We start from the raw sequence: 23,160 nt of genomic DNA, 5'->3' as shown, positions 1-23,160 counted from the left end.
TTGTATGCGTGCCTCCTTGGCAAAGTGCAAAAAGCGCTATTCTCTTATAACTATATAAAAAACCCCTTCACCAACATGAAGGGGGATGGCATTATGCTTTACGTTGCATAAGTTGTGGAGCCGCTGTGAATAATAACACTCCCACAATGGCTGTTAATACTGTAGCAGGAAGCATATATGTACCATTATAAATAATCGAATAAATCCATGCATTTTGATCGCCGGCATACTCCGCAAAAAATACAGCCCCAGCAGTAGTATGTGCTACATAACGCAAGAAGCCTGCAAACACAGTACCTAAAATAATATAAAGTGCCATTTTCGTTTTGTTTAGTTGACTTGCTGCCTCTAGTAAAGGTCTGCGCACAATGGCTGCTAATCCTACAACTGTGAAAGCGACGCCATAATCTAGTAACCCTTGAAGCCAGTGTACAATATAAGCGCCAAACATGGTTTGCATAACACCTACAAGTAAGCCTGTTGTTAGGCCAGCTACTAAGCCCCAGCGAATAGCAATTAACATAATTGGTACCATGACAAGACTAACAGAGCCACCTTGTGCCCATACTTTAAACGAGACCTGATCCAGCACAAGGCCAATTGCTGCAAATATTGCAATCTCCACTAACATTAATAGTCTTTTTTTGTCCATACATATTCTCTCCTTTGTTCCGATGTAGGATACAAGAGCAGGAATAGAAAAGCGCTGATTTGATTCTCTCTGACATCTTATTATTTTCAAGAATGAAAAAACGATGCCAGGACAGAGCCTCACATCGTACAAGTGTCGGTTTCTATCCACATCCCTACGTAAGTGCTAGCTTACAGGTTCAAAGAGTAAAGGCATTACGTGCCCAGTCTCAGCTGACATCATCAGCTCCCCTTGTGGTCGTTACATCTGAATTTACTTTGAATAATTACATTGTACGCAAAGCATGGAATGATTACAACCTCTTCCATACTTAATTTTTGAAACTTTGCTGATTTCCATGCGTAAATATTAAAAAAGGAGGTACAACTATGGAGAACCAAAAAATTTTATCTGCCTTCAGCTATCTCAGTATTTTCTTTGCTCCTTTCATCGTACCATTGATTGTTTATTTCGTTTCGAAAGATGCTGATATCAAAAGACATTCCATTCGCGCACTAGTGTCTCATTTAATTCCTTTTGTATTTGGTATATTATTTTTCATTGTCTTTGTGTTTTCTACCTTTAGTTTAGATCCCACTTCAAGTAATAGTACAGTAATGATCGTTTGGTTCATTTCGTTCGCCATTTACGGAATTGTCTCGCTCGGAATCGTAATATGGAATATTATTCAAGCCGTTCGAGTTATCCGCTAATGTTTTACTTTTAGAATAAACAGGTAGAAGTAATTAAAAAAGGAGCTGTGTTTTTAATGAAAGTATCAAAGGTAGTAAAAACCGCTGTTAAATTAGCGCCGATTGTTATACCGATTGTAAAAAAAGTGATGGCAGCAAAAAAAGGGACAACTTCTACAGTCAGTCCTCGGAAAAAATGAAAGGAAGGTGTATTTCCTTAAGCCGGAAATACACCTTCCTTTATTTTATTTCAAAGTGTGTTTGACTATGTCCGTTTAATGTTTTTTCGACATGTAAAACGGCTGGCATCGCGGATTTTAATTCAGGCACATGGGAGATGACGCCAATCATTCGGCCAGAATCTTGTAAATCGATTAAGGTGTCTATTGCTTTATTTAATGATTCCTCATCGAGCGAGCCAAAGCCCTCATCAATAAACATAGTTTCAATATGAATATTGCCTTGGAAGCTTTGAATAACATCCGCCATTCCCAGAGCAAGACTTAATGACGCATTGAACTTTTCACCACCAGATAACGTTTTGACATCTCGTAATTGATCTGTGTAAGCATCATATACATCAAGCCCAAGTCCACTTTGCTTTGCATGCTTTTCAAGTCTGTCTGAGCGTCTAAGCTCAAATTGACCATTCGATAAATGATTAAGGCGAATATTGGCTGCCTCTGTAATTTGATCTAAATAATTTATTTGAATATATCGTTCAAAGGACAGCTTTTTCGAATTTTGCCCATTTAATAAGCCATATAGCTCCTTTACACGTCCAGCCTCACTCTCAAGTAAACGTAGCTCTCTTTCTGTTTCCTCGACTTTGTTCATAAAGCTTTGACATGATTTCACAAATCCATCTATTTGCTGAAGTTGTTTAAAGGCATCCTCATAGGCGATTCGGAGGCTTTTCACAGTCGCCTCCATCAAGGCTAAATCTTGCTCCTCTTTTCCTTGAAGATGTTTTTCTCCTTCTGAAATTTGAATTTTTAACGTATGAACCTGAAGGGTGTAGTCACTGCATGCTCTCCGGAGTTCCTCTAATTGAGTGGCACTTCTTTTCGCAGCTGCGTAGTCTTCATAGCTTACAAAGCCCGCTTCCTGCATGCTTGTTGAAAACTGTTCACGCTTGTCATTCATTTTGAGCTTTAATTCTTCAAAATTCTGTTTGGCGATCTCCACAGCTAGTTTTGCATTACTGTCAGCTTCCTTCATGGCATGTAAATGATGTTGGCTTTCCTGCCATAATTTTTGAAAATCCATTTTCTGTTGGCTAACATCAGTAAGCGTTTGTTTTAATTGCGGTAAAGTTGGAATATTTGTTGGCATTTGCTTATGCTGTTCCTCTACAATTGCCTGAAGTCTTGTCCAGCTCTTCATCTGCTCGCTTAAATATTCCTCAAGTTTTAATTGTTTGTTTTGCAATTGCTCTATTGTTAAACGCTGTTCCTTCTGGTTTTTTCTTGTTTGAGCTAACTGTTGATTGATAACCCTTAAGCTAGTAATCTCTTTCTCCATTTTTTCTAAGGAAGCTATTATCTGTGCTTGATCCTGTTGCTTGATAGAGTGTGCATCTAATTGTTTCAGTGTCTCTTGCTGAAGCTGTTGTGCGGTTCTTAACATTGCCTCTTTTTCCAAATACAAACGTTCATCGGAAGAAACTTTTACCCTTAATGTTTCCACCTGAGCAAGTTCAACAATTTCCAATTTCTCATTATGAGTTTGCTGATGAGCCGTACTCCCGCATACAGGACAAGGCTGCCCTTCTTTAAGCTGCTGAGCTAAAACACTTGCTTGACTTGTCAGCCAGCGTTGCTCTAATTGTTGAAGCTCCAGTCTACTGTCCTGATAGCGAGCTTTAGTTGCGATAACATCCTGTTTCGCTATCTCTACCGTTTTTGTATAGTTCTCCATCTGCATGAGCAAAGTTACTTGCTCCTGCAACTTTGGAAGTTTTTCTAAGTAACCTTCATATGGTTCCATTTGTTTTTCATAGTGCTCAATTGATTGTGAAAGCTGCTCTAATTGTGCGCTTTCTTTTTCGATTAGTACTATATTATCCGCTGCACCTTGTTTGGCGGTTTTCACATATTGCTCAGCAATTTGCAGCTGCTGTACATGGCTGTCATACGCTTCAAACTTAGGAAGCAATGCTTGGAGTTGCATTTCTTGCTGTAAAAGCAGTTGCCGCTCAGACTCTTTTGCCTCTTCCGCTTCATATTTTTCTTGTGCTCGTTGTAAGAGTTCCTTGGTTTGTAGCTGACTACTTTGGGCTTGTTGATAGGCTTGTTCTTTTAAATTTTGTTCAGCTCGTAAATCCATACATTGTTGTTCGAGTAATAGTAAACGCTCCGCTTGTTCTGCTAAAGCTATTTCCCGTTCCTTCGCATGGTATTTATCTTGCTCATCTAACAGCATTTGTAGTCGTTCTTGTCGTTTGGACTGCTCCTCAAATTGTTCATTAAGCGTTTTAGCTAAACGGTAAAATTCCTGTTCTTTTTGATGATGATTATAAGCTTCCTCATATTGTCGCTGTATATCTTCAAAACATTTTTTATAATAGGTAAGCTCCTCTTCAAGTGCTTGCTTGAGCTGAAACATATTTTCCGTATTATCCGCAATTTGTTTGAACAGAGGAGATGAACGTTGCGGAAGTGCACCAACAATTTGACCAAGTAGATGTTCTTTTAATTGTTTGGCACGTTCAAGATCACTCTCTGCTTCTTTTCGTTTAGCATCAAGCAGCTTTGTCATAGCACCAAAGCGATCTGTTTTGAAAATTTTTCGTAAGATTACCTCTTTGTTTGTTGAATCAGACGTTAATAATTTGCGAAATTCACCTTGAGGTAGCATCACAATTTGGCTAAATTGATCCTTTGTCAGACCTATAATTTCCTGAATCTTTTTATCGACCTCAAGTGTTTGCTGCTTTTCCACAATGTTATAATCGAGCATTCCCTCCCTAACTTCCGCTAGCTCCACTTTTTTACCAGTAGCTGTTTTATTTTTTCCCTTTATATGTCCGGGCTGACGTAAAATCTGATAGACCCTTCCATGCATTTCAAAAATAAGTTCTACTGCTGTATACACATCATCGTCAGCAAAGCCACTTCGTAGTAAAGCTGTATCCTGGCGATCTTCACCACTACCTGCCCCATAAAGTGCATAACAAATCGCATCAAAAATCGTCGTCTTCCCTGCTCCAGTTTTGCCAGAGATGGCGAACAATCGATGTTCTCCTAACTGTTGAAAATCAATTATTTCCGTATTTTTATAAGGACCGAATGCCGTAATCGTTAACTTTAATGGCTTCATTTTACTGTTTCTCGCTCCTTATCTAATAATTCCTGTAACATCTCTGTAAACAGGCGCTCGGTATCTTCATCTGGTTGAATCCCAATTATATCTGTAAAGAAAGAGCGGAATAGATCTATATCTTCTAGCTTTTCTGCCTCTACTACTTGAAGCTCACTTGGTTTCTCTTGTCGTAAAATCTTACGTTCAACATGCAGGGCATGAGGAAAAACAGTACGAATACGTTCCATTGGCGAAGATACGGACGTAGCATCTGTCAATCTAACAAATACATAATCATCACTTGGTGGAAGCATTAATAACTCCTCCAACTGACCTTCTACTACACGCAAATCTCTTCTCGGCATCAATTTTCTTTTCGTTACAGTACTATTTCCGTGCTCATCTAGATCGATAATTAAAAAGCCCTTTTCATGTAGATGCTCAGATAATGAATATTTTAATGGTGAACCGGCATAGCGAATCGTTTCATTTAAGACAAAATGTGCCTTATGTAAATGTCCAAGTGCTGTATAATGAAATGGTTTAAATAAAGCAGCATTCACACAGTCTGAGCCTCCTATAGAAAGCGGACGCTCTGAATCACTAGTGTTGGCTTCCTCCTCACCGTATTTGGTCACAAAGGCATGTCCAACAAATATATTACGTTTACTTGTATCCATACCTGCTGTTATATGTTCAATTATTTTCTGCATAGCATCTTGGTGAGAGCGAATGGCTTCCTCTTCAAAGATACTGCGAATAGAGGCAGGGTCTGCAAATGGTACAAGATGAAAATGCACCTCTCCATATTGATCATTTATAATAATAGGGGCATGATCTTTCGTAAATTGGCCCTTAATATATAAACCACTATCACGCATTAATCGACTACCAAAGTTTAATCTGCCTGCACTATCGTGATTTCCTGCAACGGCTAAAATAGGAATCTTCTTTTCTAAAACTATTTTTGCTAAAGTGTCATTTAGTAAATTCACTGCCTCAATAGGGGGCATGGAACGATCGTATAGATCACCTGCTATAATAATTACATCTGGCTTTTCTTCATCGATAGCTTGTATAAATTGTTGTAGGATATATTGTTGATCTTCTGTCATATAGACACCCTGAACGAGCTTCCCTAAATGCCAATCTGCTGTATGAAATATTTTCATTCCTGTACCTCCTGTCCTCTTACTATTTTATCATGGCTAGTAAAGGATTGTTTTTCCTTTGTTTGGGGAATTAAGAACGAAAAAAAAGCATCCTAATCAGATGCCTTCACTTATCTCTTTTCTAATTTTTCCATAAAAGCGGTATAGCCGTGAAATCCCTGAATGGAACGTACACTTCGTACAGACTGGGAGGATGTTACCTTTTGTTGTTTAGGCTGTGCAGAAGCTCGTTCTTGTAAAATTTCCTCAAATGATACAGGATTCGGTTTCGGTAATTGTGATGGAGCTATAGATAGGGCATCACTACCACTATAAGCCTTTAAAAATGCATTGGCCATTTGGCGATAGCCTTCCATATTCGGATGGACATCTGTATAGTTTGGTAAGTAGTTTGTGGCATTTAACCCGAAGCTGTCATACACATTTACGTAACCCGCTCCAGCTAGCTCCGCCTGTTGCTGTAAAATTTTATTTAATTTCACAAGCTGTGCATTTGTGCCTTCTTTTTGAGTTAGATGAACAGCTGGATAGGCAAAATAATAGCCTACAACATATACCTGAGCCTTTGGAGCTCGTTCCGCCAATTCATTTAAAATAGCTATTATATTTTTTCTCACCGTATTTAAGGCGTAATCTGTTTGAAGTTGAGAAAAAGTTAATGTTCCAGCCATTGGATTTAGCCGTATAAGGCTTAATAAATCATTGGCACCTGCTGAAACAGTAACTAAAGTGGCATTGGCTAATAAATCCCTTGCTTCCTCAGTCTTAATTTTTTCTAATACATGGGCTGTTGTGTAACCTGGAAAAGCAAGTTCTTTTGTATAGAATTTTAATTGATTCATTGACTGTAATCTCATAGCAATTAGATCACTATACCCAGCATCAATTTGTTGAAAGGGGGTTTGACCAGCAGCTAGTGAATCCCCAATTGCTATATAGTTTTCAGTTTGAGCAAAAGCAGATGAACTCCAGCCTGTCAGTAATAATATAATCATCCCAATCAAACTACCTATGTGCTTCATCTGCTCTCCCCCATTCTCCATTCAAACTAAGTTTAGAAAGCCCAGCTACCTTTACGGAATATAGGCTCTATAGTTCCATCTGGTAATATACCATCAATGTCCATTTCACCGTTACCAACCATAAAGTCTTCATGGGTTACAGAAATATTCGCACCTAATGCTTCTAGTTGACCGTTTTCCAAGTCTCTACCACCCTCTAAGCATGTCGGGTATGCTTCTCCAATCGCTAAATGGTTCGAAGCATTCTCATCGAATAGTGTATTAAAGTATAAAATCCCTGATGCTGAAATTGGTGACTCATGCGGGACAAGTGCTACTTCACCTAAATAACTAGAACCCTCATCTACTTGAATAAGCTCCTGTAGTAAATCTTGACCTACTTCAGCTTCTGCTTTAATGATTTTTCCTTCTTTAAATGTTAATTTAAAGCCATCAATGATATTGCCCTGATATACTAAAGGCTTTGAATTACTAACATAACCGTCTACACCTTGCTTCATAGGAAGTGTATAGACTTCTTCTGTTGGCATATTGGCGATAAAAACATGGCCTTCAGGCGTTTTACTGCCACCAGTTACCCATTTATGCTGTGGAGCTAAAGCAATCGTTAAATCTGTTCCAGGTGCAGTATAGTGTAGCTTCGCATACTTTTTATTATTTAAAAGTTCTGCCCGAGATTCTAAATTCGTTACATGCTGATGCCAATTTTCAACTGCGTTACCTTCTCCGATATGAACTGTTTTAAAGATAGCTTCCCATAAAGCAGGTACTTGCTCGTCTGCTGTCAATTGGGGGAATACCTTTGCCGCCCACTTTGGCGAAGGTACTGCAATAATGGACCACGCAATCAAATCCTTCATAACTGCATTACGATAGTTTTTCAACGCAGCTCCTGATACCTTTTGATGAGTAGCTAATCGATCAGCCGAGATTCCTGTTAATTTATCAGGATCTGCGGCATCTATCCATAATAATGCCCCTTTACGTTCAATGAGTTCATCACGCATTTGTACGACCCATTCGGGGAAACGGTTAAATTCTTCATCAGAGGCATGTTCAAAATAGGCACGATCCATTTCATCGTCAGAAAAATTAACATGGACACGCCCTGCCCCAGCCTTATACGCCTCTTTAACGACTAAACGAGCAAAATCTAAAGCCTCAACTGATGTGTTGACTAACAAATATTGACCTGGTTGAATGTTTACCCCAACTTTTACTGCAAGTTCCGCGTATGCCTGTAATTTTTCTTCAAACGTCATATTATTTCCCTCCCTTTTGTCCAATTGTTTTAGAATTACCTTCTTTCAACTTACCATCATGCCAAATCTTCTGCACTGGCTTACCAGGAATTTCTCTTGTCCATTTTTTATAGGTTTTTTCGTCACGATAAGATAGTAATGTTAATACCTCACCATCTGCACCGGCACGACCAGTACGACCAGAACGGTGTAAATACTGCTCAATTGTTCGTGGTACATCGACATGAATAACATGTGTTAAACCGGCAATATCTAAACCACGTGCAGCAATATCTGTTGCTATTAAAATACGTGCGTCCCCTTTGCGGAAAGCATCTAAAGCCTTTTTACGTTCTTCCTTTTTCATGTCAGAATGAAGTGTAACGATTGGTGCAGAGCGATACTGGAGCTTCGTTTCTTTCATTAATAATTGATCAATATTATTGACGAAAGCTAATGCTCTCAGGCCTTCTGTATGCGATAGGCGGCGAAGAAACTCCGTTTTATCACGTTCTTCGACCTTCACAAAAGAGTGGGTTACTTTGCCAACCTTTAGCATATCCTCTGGCTTAATTTTAAAACGAACTGGTTCGAACATCATTCGACTTGCCACTAATTCAATTTCCTCTGTAATAGTAGCCGAAACAACTACCACTTGTCGTCCAAACGCTGAACCTTCAATAAAGGATTTAATGACAACACGGTATTCACGACTTAGTAATTGATCACATTCATCTAAAACAACTGTTTCAATTTCTTTGAGTTTTAATTTCCCTGCACGTGCTAATTCATTTAAACGACCAGGTGTTCCTACAACAATCGTTGGCTTTTTCTTTAATTTTTCAATTTGACGAGCGGAATTGGCACCACCAATAAGCTGCTGAACTGTAATATCCGTACCTGCCGTCCACTCACGGATAACTTCCACAATTTGCATCGCTAGCTCTTGTGATGGAGCTACGATAAGACCTTGTGTTTGTTTTTTCGCTCCATTAACTTTATTCAGCAATGGTAAAACATACGCTAATGTTTTACCAGAACCTGTAGGTGATTCAGCTACGATATCCTTCCCTTCAAGCATGGCTGGTATCATTTCCTCTTGAATTTTCATGGTTGCTTCAAAGTTCCATTTTGCTTGTAATTCTTCTTTTAATAAACTGATTACTGACATGTTATTTCCCACCTTCTATCTGCTTGACACTAGTTTAACACACTCGGCAGCTTCCTACTTTATATGTACGCAAACCTTGGTCTAATCGTTTCACCAAATGAATCTTTCATCCATAAAAAATCTGCCTAACTCCACACATGGAAATGAAAGCCCGTCCACAACTCTTTGAAGACTTGCAGCCTACCCATGTAAAGCAAGCAGATTTTTTCTATACATTCCTAATCGATTAGCTCATAACCACATGCTAAAATAGCACACTCCGCTAAAACGATTAATGAATCGATATATACATTACTTAATTTTAAATCTCGATTAACTATAGATAACTCCGTACAACCCAACACGATACGGTCACAGTTTAGGGCAAGCATGGCATCTTCAATTGGTTGCCAATCATCCTGTGTGACATCTTTACCAGCTTTGACAAAATCGTAAATGATGGTCATCACATGCGCCCTCATCTCATTATCTGGTACCACAGGTGTAATACCATATTCTTCCAACGCCTCTTGATACATCCGTGAAGTCAATGTACCTGTTGTCGCTAAAATTCCAACACGCTCTGCTCCCAATTCGGATGCTCGCTTTGCTGTTTCACGAATCATATGCAAAACGGGAATCGGAGAGCCTGCCTGAATCTCGTCATAAAAAGTATGAGCGGTATTACACGGAATAGCAATCATATCAGCTCCTACAGAAGCTAACTTTTTTGCATCCTCCATTATAACAGGCACAGGGTTTTCTTTCGTATTATCTAAAATAAAAGCCGTACGGTCAGGAATATTTGTATCATTATCAATAATGGTATGTAAATGCTCCTGATCTTTTTGCGCCTTTGTACGTCTTACAATCATTTCACCAATAAACATGGTTGCTAGTGGACCAACTCCACCTATTATACCTAAAGTTTGTTTTTTCATGAGTTAGACAGACCTTTGTTATTAAAATATTTCTTATATTTACGGTAAAAATTTAAATTATCGACAGTAACATTCAACCAGCGTTTAGCATTCATATCCTTATAATTAAAAATAGAATCCGTTGCCATTCCTTGTCGAATGAGACTTTTCGCTTCAATAATCAGTTGTTCATTTTGTACATATTTGAAAAGGACACCATTGGGTACAATTGTCCAAAGATGTTTATTTTGCACGTATGTAAGTGGCTGTTTACTTCCACGAACATAATCGTCCGCTACATATTGCATAAGGTTATAGCCACTAGCAGTCACATAATAATTGGAAAGCTCATTATGTAATTCGATACTTAACAATTTATAGTGTCCATCACGCTCATCATATTTCATATCAAATGTAGCAAATCCCTGGAATTGAATAGCTTCTAGAAACAACTTCACATTTTCCATTAAAGCAGGGTTATAGGCTGTCATAATAGCTACATAACGACCAATGCCCTCTGGTGAATGCTCTTCTAGTATTGGATTTCCTACAGCAAGAAGCTTCGTCTTCCCATCTTGTCCTACATAAGCATTGACAACACGCATATTCGCGTCTTCTCCAGGGATATATTGTTGAATCATGAGATCATCCCGATAGGCTGATTCCTTATAAATAGCATGAAATATACTATCCTTTTCTTCTTTATCATGTGCAATATATACTTTTTTCTTTCCAGGAAAAATACATGTGGCATACTTTGTCATATTCATTGGTTTAATAACAATTGGGTAATCCAATGACATTTCGTAATCTTCATAATCATTAACTGTACATACATGCATAGCAGGGTATTGAAAGCCAAATTGTGCACACAGTTCATACATACTTTCACGAGTCAGCAGCTGATGTGCAAGGGTAGTATTCACATAAGGAACTAAAAAATCCTCTATTAATTCATCTTTATGTTCTACAATTTTTTTGACATAAAATTCATCACAGGCTAATAGCAGTAATTTTTTTTCTGTGAATTCCTGCGCTATTGCCTTTAGTGCCGTCACAAATCGTTCTTCTATATGAAGTCTCGGTACTTCACGGAAGGTTAATAAATCACTTTGTTGAATTTTTTCCATATTCGTGTGATTCAATGCAAGTGGCTTCACACCATAGGCTTCGTAAAATGCTCTGGCCATGCCATAAGCATTCATTTCATCGCCTAATAAAACCGGTAAAAAAGCGTGCTCAATGGCCATTCTACTCAACTCACTTTTTACTTTTTTATTAGTGTAACATACTTCCTAATGGCTAGTTTATTTATGTACAGCTACTGCCTGTTCACCTAATTCATGATAGCTTTTAAAGAACTGATCCACATTATAAGTTACATAGCCCTTTAACGGGTCCATTACCACGACCTTATCGCCTAAATGCCCAGTTAGCACAACAGCGTGTAAATTCATAAAAGCATCCTGGGAAGTAGTCGCTCCTTTATAAATCCAGCCTCTATTTGCATTTTTTTTAGGCTTGGATAAATCCAGCGTCACCCATGTCACGACAGGAACTCCCTCACGAACAAGCTGTAAAATATCAGCCTGTGAGGCATTTCTCATATCTGTTACACGTAAATCAGCCTGTTTCTCTGCAATAGCTGCCTCCGCCGCCTTGACAATCGGAGCAGCAAATACATACATACCTCGAGCTTTATCACGAGGATTACCTGCAAAAGCCTCATTTGGATTTGGTCCAAATCGTTGATTGCCTATTGTACGTATTTCTTCCTTTGGTAAATAGTTATCAGCCATTTCAAGCTTTGACACATTCATTCCATAGTAATTTAATACGGCTGTGAGTGAAGTTATTTCACAGCCATGTGGAAGCTCAGGATTTTGCATCACCACGGGAACATCTAGCTCTTGCTCGTCTCTTGTAAAGTGGGTCTGCAATCTAAAGTAAGGTTTTGTAGTATCATAGGTAAAATTCTCGATGGTTGTATAGCCATCATTTGTTGCACTATTTTCAAGAGTCGTTGCCGCAATAGCATACTCTCGCCCCTCTTTTAGCTTCGAAAATATCGCTTCTCCCTCTTCTGAACCAATAGCTTCTTCTACAACATTACCATTCTGAACATCTGTGACCGTAATATAAAGATTAGCAATTGGTGCTCCACTATTAAATTCTACTGTTAATACTGTTAATTGATTTTTATTTTCTGCATCTTGCTGTGAAAATGGCTGACAGCTAGAAAGTAACATAATAATCAACATGCCAATAAGTAATAGGCGTTTATACCCCGTCCACAAGACAAATTCCGCTCCTATTCTAAATCGAAGGGTTACCCTTCTCTCTTTTAATTTGTCGTAGACTCTATTATACGATACTTTGAAAGAGGTTCCTATTTTATCTTGTTTCTGAGAACTTTTTTTGCATCGAAAACGAAGCTTCGAATAAAATTAACTGTAAATACTAAAACTTTTTTCTCAAATCGTTCTTACTTTTGGTCGTAATGTATGCTTTAAAACTTTACCAGAAGCATTGCGCGGCAGTTCAGTTAAACATTCTATTTCATATGGTACTTTATATTTAGCAAGCCGTGATTGACAATAGGATAAAATGATTTCCTCATCGAGACATTTACCTTCTTTAAATACGACAAAGGCTTTAGGCACTTCTCCATACACTTCATGTGGTAATCCAACCACTGCTGCTTCTAAAATTTCTGGCAATTGATACAGCACTTCCTCCACCTCGATTGGATAAATATTTTCACCGCCTCGGATAATCATATCTTTTTTCCTATCAACTATATATAAATAGCCTTCCTCATCAAAACGTCCTAAATCACCTGAATAAAGCCATCCATCTATAATCGTTCTAGCTGTTTCTTCGGGATTACGTAAATAGCCCTTCATCACCTGGGGTCCCCTTACACATATCTCGCCCACCTCACCAGCGGGAACTAGCTTTCCTTCACTATCAACTACTCGGACCTCTGTCTGTTCTAATGGCTTCCCAACAGAGCCTATTTTCGTTAAAGCATCCGTATCTAATAAAGAGGTGGCTGCAGGTGTGTTCTCCGTTTGACCATATAAATTTTGAACTTTAACATTTGAAAACGCCTCTTTTACTTGTTTAACAAGCTCATAAGGCATTGGGGCAGCCCCGTAACATAATAAACGCAAATGGTTAAAGCTATGTTCCTTAAATCCGGGCGTATTTAAAATGATCGTATACATAGATGGAACACCAAAGAAGATGGTTGCCTCTGTTACTGCAATCTGCTCTAATGTTTTAGTGGGTGAAAAAGCTTCTTCTATCAAGACAGTCCCGCCTTGATAAAACATGGGCATGGCAAAAACATGAAGTCCCGCACAGTGAAATAATGGTGTACAAATAAACATCTTGTCCGTGTTAAGCATGTTCATGGAAGATGACCAAATATCTGCTGTAGCCACAATATTTTGATGAGTTAGCATCACGCCTTTTGGTTTACCAGTTGTACCTGAAGTGTACATAACAACAGCAGTATCATGTGCCTCCAACGGTACTACAGCCCTTACTAAATTAGTATTAGTAAGGATGTGATTCATATCTTGAAATCCAATAATATGTTGGAATGAATAGGATACATTTTCTAAGGTTTCAGCTAATCTTTCATCATAAATGAGTCCCTTTGCTTGGGAATGATTAAAAATAAACTCAACCTCCGGAGCTGCTAATTTAGTGTTAATGGGCATAGCAACGTAGCCAGCTAATTGCACACCTAAATATGCAATTAAAAATAAATCTGTGTTGAGTGTATATAGTGCAATAACATCCTCTTTTTTATAATTTTGCTCTTGTAAATAAGCTGCAAATCGTTCGACATGTTTGTAAAACTCACGATAACTTAACTTATTCCCATTATATAAGGTCGCAATTTTACTAGGCTGTTGCACAGCATACTTTTCAAGAATATCCGTCATGTACATCGTCATTATAAGCCCTCCAAAATTCATTTTCTACTGCGGGATAGAGTCATCATTAATGGCAAACTACTAAAGGATTTAAATTTCAGAAAATTATGATTTTATTTTAGCAAGCATTTAATTTCCTGGCAATTTTTCCATACACCCAAAATATGTTGGTAAACTAACGAAATATTCTTAGACGTTTTACTTTTCTAGCAATTTCTATTAGGTGTATGATATTTATACGATTTTATAGGAAAGGCCGGGTTTGCATGCTTTATGCACTTTTAGGAGATTTACATTCTAATATAGAAGATACGAAGGCTGTTCTCACTCATATTCAGCAGACAGCAAAGGAAGCAAAAATCATTGGATTAGGTGATTTATATGAATGCACTATTAGTAAGAAAAAAGCCCAAACGATGTCTGGGTTATCTTTACAAAGAGCAGCAATCGTTGAAAGTAAGTTTGAAGAGCTGTTAACCTTCCCCTCTATACGGGGCAATCAAGAAGAGCGTATTACACAGGTAACTGGTATTGAGCGCTTTAGAGCATTACCTGAAATAATGGAAATTGATGGAGCCACCCTAATGCATGGACATCAATTTAAATGGAGTGTAAGCTGGCAGCCAACATTCCCATCCTTTCAAAAGCCATTGTTCTTCTTTGGCCATAGCCATGAATCAGGTCTTTATCATCAGCAGAAAAAACTACCCATTCGCATTCGCTATGGACAACCAATTGTATTACAAGATAAACAATACGGTGTAAATGTTGGCTCCGTTGTAGATCACCGTGAATGGTGTCTGTATGATAGTGAAAAGCGGACCGTAACCTTTATGTGTGTTCCTAGTGTTGATAAAGGAACCGTGTCCTAAACATAAAAAGAGCAAGCTAATCTTCTCTTTGCTTGCTCCCCGTTTTTAATGAATATATTGCTTTTTTCCGTCCAAGAGAATTTCCTTTAACGCTTTTAGCTTTTCAATGACTACAAAGAATTTCTCTGAAATTTCCTGCAAGTATTTTTCCGCCTCATTTTTACGACCTGTGTAATATTCCCACACGGCTTTTTTAGCAATTTCATGTACATGAATGAATGGCTGTTCTAATTCTATATAGACACGTTCCTGACCTAATAGCTTTTTGCCAGTGCCATAATACCACTCACCAAGACGTGAATCTTTAGGCGAGCCTTTATCGACATTTCCTCATTGTTCTTTGATAAACTATTCTCATGCAGAAAAAGCGCTAAAACCATGATTGATCTTAGCGCCTTTTTCCTATATAAACCTTTAGTTAGTACTAGCACTCGCAATCGCAATTTTGTAAACTATCCAGTAACTTTTCCATAGCCTCTAGTTGCTCACAAAGCGTTTGAATCATGCACTTCAGAATCGGGATTAATTCTTGGCAAATACAAAATCTCAGCACATTTTGCGCTAGTCGTATTCCTCCCTGATGATGGACAATCATTTCCCTTAAATAGTTGATGTTAATGCTATTGGAAACTGGTGGTGCACACATTGCATTAAACATAGCTTCCGTAATTTCTTTATAAGCACACATATACTCGTATAATTCATACTCTGAATTTTGCACAACACAACATCTATTTTGTAGCGCTTCAATACTTTCAAGCATTTCTGTATGTGTTCGGATGATTTCTAATGCAAGATTTTGTACAGGAATATTTGTTGTGAAGCGTAAAACATTTTCTGACATTTGAATTGCTGCTATTTGATAAGGGATGATTTGCTTTATAAAGTTTTCTGAAATACTACAAGTAATGGTTACATAGGTCATGCCCTGCATCATCTTTTTGAGGATGCGTTGATATTCCTCTAAATATATCTGTGTGACATTACTAAGTTCAATTGGTCTAGCCATTAGACACACTCCTTTCAGAGTAATGTATGCCCCCTAGGTTGTTGTGCGATAGACAATTGTACCAATTGTGCAATTTTTACTGCAACATCAAATAGTTATAAGTTATACTGACTCTTCTTTATATGTATTTAAGCATGCTTGACAAATACATGTATTCGTCTTTGTAGTACTTAACAATTGCTCTGGAAAATTCTCTGTCATACACCAACATTCTTTTTCACCTTTGGCGACTCCACAATGATTTTCTCTCCCACAACGTGGGCATCTATTTTCCAACATAGTCTAAGACCTCCCTTTCTTATCTCATCATTGTAAAGGAAAAAAGGAAGAGCACTCAACACCTCACTCCTCCTCAGTCACTTATTGATACTTGTGTATTTCTTGTTTTACTTCATCAACATTTGTGTCACTAAAGACAGCCGTCCCATGTCCTCCCTGTTTAGCCAATAATGCTTTTACCTCATTGTAGGATAATCCTGATTCGGCATTTTTTTGCTTCACTTCATCAATATTCGTACCCGAAACTGAGAATTGGGCATCTCCATTTTCTCTATTCATTGCTCGCTCCCCCTACAATTCATCCGGCTGTAATTCAATCAATTCATCGCCTTCTCTTTCTACTCTCTTATTAAGCTCCTCCACAGGAATAGCATCCACGGTTTGCATATCCTCATGCAAATCGAAAAGACTGATTGTATCAGATTCAACCATGTCAGGTTTGTCTTTACTATTTAAATTCATAAATATTTTCTTTTCATGTGGTATTTGTTCTTTGTCCATCATGCCACACTCCTTTCTTCTTTAATGTGTGTAATGATGAACAGATTATGTGTCATTCCTTTTAGCACTTTTATCGATACGATGGTATTCAGAAATTTGAATGACTCGTACATGCCTAGTATGCAATTCATGATAAATACCTCTGCTATCTGTAAAGGAGATATATTGATCTCGTTCACTCTTTACCAGTTTCTCTGCTTCTTGCTGCGACTCGATAAAGATAAATCTTCTGACATAATGTATTTCATCAAAAAAATAAGTAATTTTAAATTCCTTCATGCTATATGCTCCTTAACCATACGATGTTACTGCTTATTCTATCCAAAGACCTGAACAATCCATAACATCATTCATTTGTAGCATATAGTATAATCATCACCTGTATTAAAGGAGGGATTGACGTTGATTCATACCGTTAAACCTGGGGAAACGTTAATTCAAATTTCCCGTGATTATCGTACTCCAGTGGCTTCCATTATTGCTGCCAATCCAGGCATTCAATCAGGTACTCTTTACGTTGGTCAACCAATAATAATACCTGGCTTTCCCGACCCCGAAACGATCCCCTACCGTATTGAGATTTCTACAGAAAATCGTTGGCTACGTCTCTATAGAAATAGTATCCTACAAAAACAATATCCAATAGCAGTTGGACGTATGCTCCACGAAACACCTGTCGGCAGCTTTATTATTATTAACAAAGACCCAAATCCAGGCGGCCCATTTGGAACTATGTGGATGAGTTTATCAAAGGAACACTATGGCATTCATGGCACGAATGATCCTAGCTCCATTGGGCATGCTGTTTCTCATGGATGTATCCGAATGCAAAATCCAGATGTTGAAGAACTGGCCAGAATTGTTCCAATAGGGACTGAAGTAGTGATTCATCCATAATAAATAAGGCTATCTATTGGGATAGCCTCTCGATTCATTTATCCTTCCCCTCTTGACTGTACAAGCTTCATTAAATAGTATTGCTCTTCACGCCACATATGATCCGCCATAGGTGCAGTAAATGTACCTAAAACCTCTGCACTCAATTCCATCTCTTCTAACTCCTTTAAAAATGTTTTGAATAATGTCATTTCCAGCTCAACATCTTTATTAAATCGGCTTAAAGCAGGAAAGGAATGCATATTAGTTCGTAAATAACCTGTTAATTCTACTGCTTTTAAATAAAATTGTTCAAAGTGTTTGGCAAACTCATGACTCTTTTGCTTCAATCTTTTTTCGACCCCATCTAAATTATCCTGAATAATACCTGCATGTCCTGAGGCATCCAATAACCAAATTAAATGGTGATGAAGCTCATGAAATATGGGTGGCACTTCGCCTTTTCTCAAATAACTAAGTACATTTTGATATTCCTCAAGCTCATTCACCATATGATTGACAAATGTTGGTGTTAAATGAATACCAATATCTCCTGACAATTGATGTCTCAGTAGATGGAGTTTAAATTGTTTAAACTGCTCGACATTGTCATCGACAGTTATCGTGAAAGCGACGGCATTGGTAGCATCAATAGAGGACACATAGGTGAGGAGCCGAGAGAATTGCTGGATAAAACTATTTGCCCTTTGAATGTCATCCTGTTCAGAGGGATATAATGCATCATGAATAAATTGCGCATGATTTTGCATGATTTCTAACCAAAACCTATGCTCGAAAATTGCATGTTGCACAAAATCAGACAAAGTTAAACCTCCTTTATTTTTCTGAACTTTGGAAGAAGCTTGACACTAACGCACCCAGTTTATGTCTCCTCCATTCTATTCATCATGAAATACAAATAGTAGTCTTGGATTCATCATAATCCTTGTTGTATAGGATGAAACACTAATAGCTATACTACCAATGGCTAAAGTAATTATTAGATGGAGTTACAACTTTAGGAGGGAGTATTTTGTCCACAAAGAAACAGTTATTATCAATTTTTGCCTTAGGTGGCATTAATGAAATTGGCAAGAATATGTATGTAGTTCAATATGCAGATGATATGATTCTTATTGATTGCGGAGCGAAATTTCCAGATGAGACCTTGCTCGGTATTGATTTGATAATCCCTGATATTACCTACTTGCTTGAAAATAAAGAAAAAGTTAAGGCTTTAATTGTGACGCATGGACATGAAGATCACATTGGTGGTATTCCATATCTATTAAAAAAATTAAACGTTCCTGTTTATGCTACTCGCTTTACTTTAGGGCTGATCGAATTGAAGCTAAAAGAACATAAGCTGCTCAGAGAGACTGATTTAATTGAAATTCATGCTGATTCAGCACTTCATTTAGGAGAAATTGATGTAAGCTTCTTTAGAACTAACCATAGCATACCCGATTGCTTAGGAATCGTCCTTGCCACTCCTGAAGGAAATGTAGTGCATACTGGCGATTTCAAATTCGACTTAACACCTGTGAATAACCAATTCGCAGACATTCATAAAATGGCGGAAATCGGATCAAAAGGAGTGCTCGTTCTAATATCAGAAAGTACAAATGCCGAACGGCCAGGCTTAACCCCCTCAGAGCAACTTGTTGGGCATCATATTGAGGAGGCCTTTTTCCATGCGGAGCGTAAAATTATCATCTCAACCTTTGCCTCAAATGTTAATCGTATTCAACAAATTGTGCATGCAACCATTGCCGCTAATCGAAAGCTAGCTTTATTAGGTCGTAGCATGGTAAATGTTGTAGATGTCGCTATTGAACGAGGGTATTTATTTGTTCCAGATGATCTGTTAATAGATGCGCGTGAAGTCAAATACCTTCCCCCTGAAGAGGTTGTAGTACTATGCACAGGTAGTCAAGGAGAACCGTTAGCAGCACTCGCTCGTTTAGCAAATGGTAATCATCGGGAAGTAAAGGTTTTACCTGATGATATGGTTATTCTTGCAGCGTCTCCTATTCCAGGCAATGAAAAAGGAGTTTCTCGCATCGTGGATCATTTATTTCAGCTTGGCGCAAAAGTCATATATGGTTCTTCCAGTCATACGGGAATGCATGTTTCAGGACATGGCTATCAGGAAGACTTAAAGCTTATGCTGACGTTTATGAAACCACAATTTTTTATTCCTATTCATGGCGAATTCCGTATGTTGCATCAGCACCGTTTATTAGCTGAGGCTGTTGGTGTTCAAAAGGGCCATACGTTTATTATGAAAAATGGAGATGTTGTTGATATTGAAAATGCGGTGGCGCGACAAACACGCAAAGTCCCATCAGGGGATACGTATGTGGATGGAATCGGCATAGGTGAAGTAGAAGGCATTGTCCTGCGTGATCGCAAGCAGCTTTCTGAGGATGGGATGTTGGTTATTGTCTTAACCCTTAGCAAAGCAGACGGTGCTATCATTTCAGAGCCTGATACTATTTCTCGTGGCTTTGTGTATGCAAAAGATTTTGAGGAGCTATTAAATAAAGTGAATGTCCTGACCAAAGAAATCATCATGGAATTGCAGCAAGAAAGTAGGCAAATACATGTCTTAAGACGAGAAATAAAAAAAGCTGTAGGTCAATATTTATTTACACAAACAAAACGGAAACCTATGATTTTACCCATTATTATTGAAATTTAAGCAGTCGGTGCATGGACTTTCAAATCCATTACGCACCGACTGCTTTATATTATTCGCTACATATACTCTGAAAAACATGATACTCTTGAAAATCATTCAAAAAATCACCATTAAAAATATGGTCTAGCATAGCGATATATTGATCATTCAATTGCTCAAATCCTTCGTGTAAGCTGTCGGAATGCTGTTTTACTTGTCTAGAAATATTATCAAAATATTTGGGTAGTTCATTCACCGCAGTGACTAGTGAACCCTTATTTTTTAATAATTGTTCAACAGCATTTATTAATTGAACGACATTATGCTGAATGGCTATAGAAGGTAAATCAATCATTAAACTATAGACATTACATCTCTCTTTATTGTTCTGATACCATTTCATAAAATGAAATAAATAGTCACCGATTAGTATCGATTCTTTCGGTATGATTGCCATGATATCATGGCTAATACATACATCTGTTTTACATTGATATATATACGCTTCCTTTAAATTCATTTTATTTAGAAGGATACTTTGAGCGGGCACCAGTGAAAAAGAAAATGGTTCTTTCAAAGTACTATCAACCTTTGGTAAAAGACTAGTATTATCTTCCAACGATAATTTCCTTAGCGCTTCTTCTGTTATATAAGGAATACCATCCATAGCAAAACGTTTTTTACTCGTGACCACCTTCCCAATTTTTATTTTTGCTATCTCTTCTAACAAATATTTCACCCTGCTTTCATCCTCCAATCCTACATCCTACTTTGTAAACCGCCCTATAAAGTTCACTTTCAATATAATCCTTATAGCTTCCATTAGGCCATTTGGTTAAGGAAAGTTGATACTCTAAAATTGTACCATTTTAATGTAACATTTTCTCTATTATACCACTATAATAGTATAGTCAATTCCACTATTTTTCACTAGCTTTTAACATAGAGGTGAATCATATGTCAGATTTTTTAAAGCTAGTAGGTGAACAACTCCGTATTATTAGATTATCTAAGGGGCTAAGCCAGGAAGAAGTGGCCGAAAGAACAGGGAAATTGGGGTTCAGTAAAGGGAGAGTTTCCAATATTGAACACGGACAATCTAATATAACCTTGAGTACATTAGAAACACTTATGAAGGCACTAGACATCCCTCCTGAGGAGCTTTTTAATTTTCAAAAATTATCTGGCGTTACTGATATTGAGGAAAAGAACCTTATGCTAGACATTCATCGATCATTATTAAGAGAACGCAATTTAGATGAGGTTAAATATGTCGTTCGGATTACAAAGGATTTTTTAGATACGATTGATTCACAGTCAAAGAAAAACAGCCCCAATGGTCAATGACATTGGAGCTGTTTCTTTTCATATACATAATTACATACCAAACTTTTGACGATAGCCACATTTTCTACAAAGCTCTTCAACAGCCTCTCTTCTTGAAAAGCCATCGATTATATTAGTTGCACGTTCCCCATCCACTATTTCTGCGAAGGATTTTTCATGAACATTACCTAAATTAATGACCCCTTCGCCATCTAAACAGCAAGGTACCACGGTACCATCTACAAGAATTGCAGCCTGACTCCGAAGTGCGTGACAAAAGCCTTTACCTTCATCTTCTGGCTCCAGTAAGCTTGGCCATCTAAATTCATGATCCTGATTCAAATAAATATTGGGGCCAATTTTCACACCCTTACCAGGCTCTACTTTTTCTTCGATGCGAAAGTCAAGATTATACTCATTTTCTAGTATTTCTAATGTTTCACGGTTGCGACGTGCTGCAACATCTGAAACATGGTCTTTTTGCAAATTCCATAAACGGTAGGAAATAATCGTTTTGTATTCTCTAGACTCCCGTACAAAATCTAAAATATCGCCTAAATATTTTTCTCTGTTTTCAGAACCCTCATGCCCATCAAAGCTATGTAGAGAAAAGTTTATTTGACGTAATGCTGGTTTTCCTAATATTTTTTCACGGTTTTTCTTAATTAGCGTACCATTCGTTGTAATATTAACCTTAAACCCTTTCGCATGAGCCGCATCCAACAATTGATCTATTCGTGGATGTAAAAGAGGCTCTCCCTTTACATGCAAATAAATATATTTTGTGTGGGGTCGGATTTCGTCTAATATTTTATTAAATTGCTCTACTTTTATGAGTCCCTTTGCTCGTGCAGTAGGTGGACAAAAACTACATGCTAAATTACAAACACTCGTTATTTCTATATAAACCTTTTTAAATGTTTTCAACTTTCCTTCACCGTTCCAGTTCCCTAGATATTCAAATCCCATTCATTTTAACAAATTTATAGGATAGATAGCAAAATTCATGTGCTTCTCTCTAGTTGATATGGCTACACGTACAAACGGACTTTAAAAACTGTAATATCTTATTAGTATTAGTATTAATAGATGAAAGGAGGTCAAACGATGCAAAGTTTCAATTCTAGAAAATTTAATGACCCTGAGGAACCTGAAAACAATTCTACTGAAAAACATGCTAGAAACCATATTACATTCAATTTTACTTTCAATATAGGAAATACAGACTTCCATTTTGAGCAACGCGCTGAAGGCGGAGGTCAAATCAATGAGGATGTGGGGACCAATGCCAATCAAGGTGGTCAAAATGCTAGTGATGGCAGTCACACACGGAATGTAAATTCTCAGTTCGCAGATGGTAATGGCCGTAGCGGTATAGCGGGTAATAATAACGACGAAGCTGGTGGACAGCAAGGTATTAAGGTAAGGGATAGCTTAGTCATTGATAGCGATATTCATTCCTCCTCTAATCATAGTGAAAGCCATGAAGAGGACAATGATTTAACAGAAGAAACAGAGGAATAGAATTAAAAA

At 37.8% G+C, this 23,160-nt stretch carries 25 protein-coding genes, 1 pseudogene and 1 riboswitch; of the genes and pseudogenes, 7 read left to right on the top strand and 19 right to left on the bottom strand.

The features are described from left to right. Positions 1-91: 91 nt before the first annotated feature. Positions 92-652, bottom strand: a complete 561-nt coding sequence (gene thiT, locus ACOZBY_RS19195; RefSeq protein WP_031416858.1) for an energy-coupled thiamine transporter ThiT — start codon at positions 650-652, stop codon at positions 92-94. A gap of 134 nt (positions 653-786) precedes the next feature. Beyond that, a riboswitch (TPP riboswitch) is annotated at positions 787-894 on the bottom strand. 126 nt (positions 895-1,020) lie between these two features. Between thiT and ACOZBY_RS19190 the strand changes: the two genes are divergently transcribed. After that, positions 1,021-1,344, top strand: coding sequence for a DUF4870 domain-containing protein (locus ACOZBY_RS19190; RefSeq protein ID WP_031416856.1), 324 nt, complete (start codon positions 1,021-1,023; stop codon positions 1,342-1,344). Between the two features lie 56 nt (positions 1,345-1,400). Next, positions 1,401-1,523 carry a hypothetical protein gene (locus ACOZBY_RS19185; protein ID WP_257216288.1) on the top strand — a complete coding sequence of 41 codons (123 nt, stop codon included), beginning with the start codon at positions 1,401-1,403 and terminating at the stop codon, positions 1,521-1,523. A 40-nt stretch (positions 1,524-1,563) separates the two neighbouring features. Here the strand turns inward: ACOZBY_RS19185 and ACOZBY_RS19180 are convergent, their stop codons facing one another. From ACOZBY_RS19180 to ACOZBY_RS19140, 9 genes are all read right to left on the bottom strand, one after another. Beyond that, positions 1,564-4,644: an AAA family ATPase gene (locus ACOZBY_RS19180; protein WP_422762607.1), complete on the bottom strand. Its 3,081-nt coding sequence runs from the start codon at positions 4,642-4,644 to the stop codon at positions 1,564-1,566. Continuing rightward, positions 4,641-5,798 (bottom strand): exonuclease SbcCD subunit D, encoded by a 1,158-nt coding sequence (locus ACOZBY_RS19175; protein WP_207889462.1) that lies wholly within the window; start codon positions 5,796-5,798, stop codon positions 4,641-4,643. The genes ACOZBY_RS19180 and ACOZBY_RS19175 overlap by 4 nt, the downstream gene beginning before the upstream one ends. 110 nt (positions 5,799-5,908) lie before the next feature. Continuing rightward, positions 5,909-6,820, bottom strand: coding sequence for an SGNH/GDSL hydrolase family protein (locus ACOZBY_RS19170; protein WP_036160442.1), 912 nt, complete (start codon positions 6,818-6,820; stop codon positions 5,909-5,911). A 32-nt stretch (positions 6,821-6,852) separates the two neighbouring features. Continuing rightward, on the bottom strand, positions 6,853-8,082 hold the full coding sequence (locus ACOZBY_RS19165; protein WP_012292073.1) for an aminopeptidase: 1,230 nt from the start codon (positions 8,080-8,082) through the stop codon (positions 6,853-6,855). Position 8,083: 1 nt separating this feature from the next. Further along, complete coding sequence (locus ACOZBY_RS19160; RefSeq protein ID WP_012292072.1) at positions 8,084-9,232, bottom strand: DEAD/DEAH box helicase; 1,149 nt, start codon at positions 9,230-9,232, stop codon at positions 8,084-8,086. Between the two features lie 218 nt (positions 9,233-9,450). Next, the gene (locus tag ACOZBY_RS19155) at positions 9,451-10,152 is read right to left on the bottom strand and encodes an aspartate/glutamate racemase family protein (RefSeq protein WP_012292071.1); all 702 of its coding nucleotides are present in this window, start codon (positions 10,150-10,152) and stop codon (positions 9,451-9,453) included. Further along, positions 10,149-11,381 (bottom strand): hypothetical protein, encoded by a 1,233-nt coding sequence (locus ACOZBY_RS19150; RefSeq protein ID WP_036165355.1) that lies wholly within the window; start codon positions 11,379-11,381, stop codon positions 10,149-10,151. The genes ACOZBY_RS19155 and ACOZBY_RS19150 overlap by 4 nt, the downstream gene beginning before the upstream one ends. A 57-nt stretch (positions 11,382-11,438) precedes the next feature. Next, positions 11,439-12,428: a C39 family peptidase gene (locus ACOZBY_RS19145; protein WP_036160430.1), complete on the bottom strand. Its 990-nt coding sequence runs from the start codon at positions 12,426-12,428 to the stop codon at positions 11,439-11,441. A 177-nt stretch (positions 12,429-12,605) separates the two neighbouring features. After that, the gene (locus ACOZBY_RS19140; RefSeq protein WP_080717391.1) at positions 12,606-14,102 is read right to left on the bottom strand and encodes a class I adenylate-forming enzyme family protein; all 1,497 of its coding nucleotides are present in this window, start codon (positions 14,100-14,102) and stop codon (positions 12,606-12,608) included. A 245-nt stretch (positions 14,103-14,347) separates the two neighbouring features. Between ACOZBY_RS19140 and ACOZBY_RS19135 the strand changes: the two genes are divergently transcribed. Then, the gene (locus tag ACOZBY_RS19135; RefSeq protein WP_031416846.1) at positions 14,348-14,953 is read left to right on the top strand and encodes a metallophosphoesterase family protein; all 606 of its coding nucleotides are present in this window, start codon (positions 14,348-14,350) and stop codon (positions 14,951-14,953) included. A gap of 45 nt (positions 14,954-14,998) precedes the next feature. Here the strand turns inward: ACOZBY_RS19135 and ACOZBY_RS19130 are convergent. From ACOZBY_RS19130 to ACOZBY_RS19105, 6 genes and pseudogenes are all read right to left on the bottom strand, one after another. Then, positions 14,999-15,244, bottom strand: a pseudogene (locus ACOZBY_RS19130) (chemotaxis protein); the annotation flags it as partial. Between the two features lie 133 nt (positions 15,245-15,377). Further along, positions 15,378-15,962 carry a DUF305 domain-containing protein gene (locus ACOZBY_RS19125; protein ID WP_012292064.1) on the bottom strand — a complete coding sequence of 195 codons (585 nt, stop codon included), beginning with the start codon at positions 15,960-15,962 and terminating at the stop codon, positions 15,378-15,380. A 102-nt stretch (positions 15,963-16,064) separates the two neighbouring features. Beyond that, positions 16,065-16,241 (bottom strand): cysteine-rich CWC family protein, encoded by a 177-nt coding sequence (locus ACOZBY_RS19120; RefSeq protein ID WP_080695155.1) that lies wholly within the window; start codon positions 16,239-16,241, stop codon positions 16,065-16,067. An 81-nt stretch (positions 16,242-16,322) separates the two neighbouring features. Continuing rightward, positions 16,323-16,520 (bottom strand): gamma-type small acid-soluble spore protein, encoded by a 198-nt coding sequence (locus ACOZBY_RS19115; protein WP_281486882.1) that lies wholly within the window; start codon positions 16,518-16,520, stop codon positions 16,323-16,325. A gap of 12 nt (positions 16,521-16,532) precedes the next feature. After that, positions 16,533-16,745, bottom strand: a complete 213-nt coding sequence (locus ACOZBY_RS19110; protein WP_012292062.1) for a hypothetical protein — start codon at positions 16,743-16,745, stop codon at positions 16,533-16,535. 42 nt (positions 16,746-16,787) lie between these two features. Further along, positions 16,788-17,021, bottom strand: a complete 234-nt coding sequence (locus ACOZBY_RS19105) for a hypothetical protein (RefSeq protein WP_012292061.1) — start codon at positions 17,019-17,021, stop codon at positions 16,788-16,790. A gap of 123 nt (positions 17,022-17,144) precedes the next feature. On the opposite strand from ACOZBY_RS19105, the gene ACOZBY_RS19100 reads away from it, so the two are divergent. Beyond that, on the top strand, positions 17,145-17,639 hold the full coding sequence (locus ACOZBY_RS19100; RefSeq protein WP_099806194.1) for a L,D-transpeptidase family protein: 495 nt from the start codon (positions 17,145-17,147) through the stop codon (positions 17,637-17,639). A gap of 38 nt (positions 17,640-17,677) precedes the next feature. Here ACOZBY_RS19100 and ACOZBY_RS19095 read toward each other — a convergent pair whose 3' ends face one another. After that, positions 17,678-18,442, bottom strand: a complete 765-nt coding sequence (locus tag ACOZBY_RS19095) for a DUF2935 domain-containing protein (RefSeq protein WP_012292059.1) — start codon at positions 18,440-18,442, stop codon at positions 17,678-17,680. A 209-nt stretch (positions 18,443-18,651) separates the two neighbouring features. Here ACOZBY_RS19095 and ACOZBY_RS19090 point away from each other — a divergent pair, with 209 nt between their 5' ends. Then, a complete protein-coding gene (locus tag ACOZBY_RS19090) occupies positions 18,652-20,322 on the top strand; it encodes a ribonuclease J (protein ID WP_036165348.1) in 1,671 nt (556 codons plus the stop codon). Positions 20,323-20,371: 49 nt separating this feature from the next. On the opposite strand, the gene ACOZBY_RS19085 is transcribed toward ACOZBY_RS19090, so the two are convergent. Further along, positions 20,372-21,040, bottom strand: a complete 669-nt coding sequence (locus ACOZBY_RS19085; protein ID WP_230584434.1) for a hypothetical protein — start codon at positions 21,038-21,040, stop codon at positions 20,372-20,374. Positions 21,041-21,258: 218 nt separating this feature from the next. On the opposite strand from ACOZBY_RS19085, the gene ACOZBY_RS19080 reads away from it, so the two are divergent. Next, the gene (locus tag ACOZBY_RS19080; protein WP_031416838.1) at positions 21,259-21,648 is read left to right on the top strand and encodes a helix-turn-helix domain-containing protein; all 390 of its coding nucleotides are present in this window, start codon (positions 21,259-21,261) and stop codon (positions 21,646-21,648) included. Positions 21,649-21,678: 30 nt separating this feature from the next. Here ACOZBY_RS19080 and ACOZBY_RS19075 read toward each other — a convergent pair whose 3' ends face one another. After that, entirely contained in the window at positions 21,679-22,554 is an 876-nt protein-coding gene (locus ACOZBY_RS19075) for a radical SAM/SPASM domain-containing protein (RefSeq protein ID WP_031416837.1), read from the bottom strand. A gap of 180 nt (positions 22,555-22,734) precedes the next feature. Between ACOZBY_RS19075 and ACOZBY_RS19070 the strand changes: the two genes are divergently transcribed. Then, positions 22,735-23,151, top strand: coding sequence for a hypothetical protein (locus ACOZBY_RS19070; RefSeq protein ID WP_031416835.1), 417 nt, complete (start codon positions 22,735-22,737; stop codon positions 23,149-23,151). Positions 23,152-23,160 lie beyond the last annotated feature (9 nt).

This window comes from Lysinibacillus sp. NPDC056220 (assembly GCF_049315265.1).
Taxonomy (GTDB): Bacteria; Bacillota; Bacilli; order Bacillales_A; family Planococcaceae; genus Lysinibacillus; species Lysinibacillus pinottii.
Note: the sequence above shows the minus strand (reverse complement) of the source record. Positions and strands in the feature narration are given on the sequence as shown.

What these genes read in the sequence shown, in the direction of transcription:
- thiT (WP_031416858.1), bottom strand. Translation starts at nt 652, where the DNA reads ATGGACAAAAAAAGACTATTAATGTTAGTGGAGATTGCAATATTTGCA.
- ACOZBY_RS19190 (WP_031416856.1), top strand. Translation starts at nt 1,021, where the DNA reads ATGGAGAACCAAAAAATTTTATCTGCCTTCAGCTATCTCAGTATTTTC.
- ACOZBY_RS19185 (WP_257216288.1), top strand. Translation starts at nt 1,401, where the DNA reads ATGAAAGTATCAAAGGTAGTAAAAACCGCTGTTAAATTAGCGCCGATT.
- ACOZBY_RS19180 (WP_422762607.1), bottom strand. Translation starts at nt 4,644, where the DNA reads ATGAAGCCATTAAAGTTAACGATTACGGCATTCGGTCCTTATAAAAAT.
- ACOZBY_RS19175 (WP_207889462.1), bottom strand. Translation starts at nt 5,798, where the DNA reads ATGAAAATATTTCATACAGCAGATTGGCATTTAGGGAAGCTCGTTCAG.
- ACOZBY_RS19170 (WP_036160442.1), bottom strand. Translation starts at nt 6,820, where the DNA reads ATGAAGCACATAGGTAGTTTGATTGGGATGATTATATTATTACTGACA.
- ACOZBY_RS19165 (WP_012292073.1), bottom strand. Translation starts at nt 8,082, where the DNA reads ATGACGTTTGAAGAAAAATTACAGGCATACGCGGAACTTGCAGTAAAA.
- ACOZBY_RS19160 (WP_012292072.1), bottom strand. Translation starts at nt 9,232, where the DNA reads ATGTCAGTAATCAGTTTATTAAAAGAAGAATTACAAGCAAAATGGAAC.
- ACOZBY_RS19155 (WP_012292071.1), bottom strand. Translation starts at nt 10,152, where the DNA reads ATGAAAAAACAAACTTTAGGTATAATAGGTGGAGTTGGTCCACTAGCA.
- ACOZBY_RS19150 (WP_036165355.1), bottom strand. Translation starts at nt 11,381, where the DNA reads ATGGCCATTGAGCACGCTTTTTTACCGGTTTTATTAGGCGATGAAATG.
- ACOZBY_RS19140 (WP_080717391.1), bottom strand. Translation starts at nt 14,102, where the DNA reads ATGACGATGTACATGACGGATATTCTTGAAAAGTATGCTGTGCAACAG.
- ACOZBY_RS19135 (WP_031416846.1), top strand. Translation starts at nt 14,348, where the DNA reads ATGCTTTATGCACTTTTAGGAGATTTACATTCTAATATAGAAGATACG.
- ACOZBY_RS19125 (WP_012292064.1), bottom strand. Translation starts at nt 15,962, where the DNA reads ATGGCTAGACCAATTGAACTTAGTAATGTCACACAGATATATTTAGAG.
- ACOZBY_RS19120 (WP_080695155.1), bottom strand. Translation starts at nt 16,241, where the DNA reads ATGTTGGAAAATAGATGCCCACGTTGTGGGAGAGAAAATCATTGTGGA.
- ACOZBY_RS19115 (WP_281486882.1), bottom strand. Translation starts at nt 16,520, where the DNA reads ATGAATAGAGAAAATGGAGATGCCCAATTCTCAGTTTCGGGTACGAAT.
- ACOZBY_RS19110 (WP_012292062.1), bottom strand. Translation starts at nt 16,745, where the DNA reads ATGATGGACAAAGAACAAATACCACATGAAAAGAAAATATTTATGAAT.
- ACOZBY_RS19105 (WP_012292061.1), bottom strand. Translation starts at nt 17,021, where the DNA reads ATGAAGGAATTTAAAATTACTTATTTTTTTGATGAAATACATTATGTC.
- ACOZBY_RS19080 (WP_031416838.1), top strand. Translation starts at nt 21,259, where the DNA reads ATGTCAGATTTTTTAAAGCTAGTAGGTGAACAACTCCGTATTATTAGA.
- ACOZBY_RS19070 (WP_031416835.1), top strand. Translation starts at nt 22,735, where the DNA reads ATGCAAAGTTTCAATTCTAGAAAATTTAATGACCCTGAGGAACCTGAA.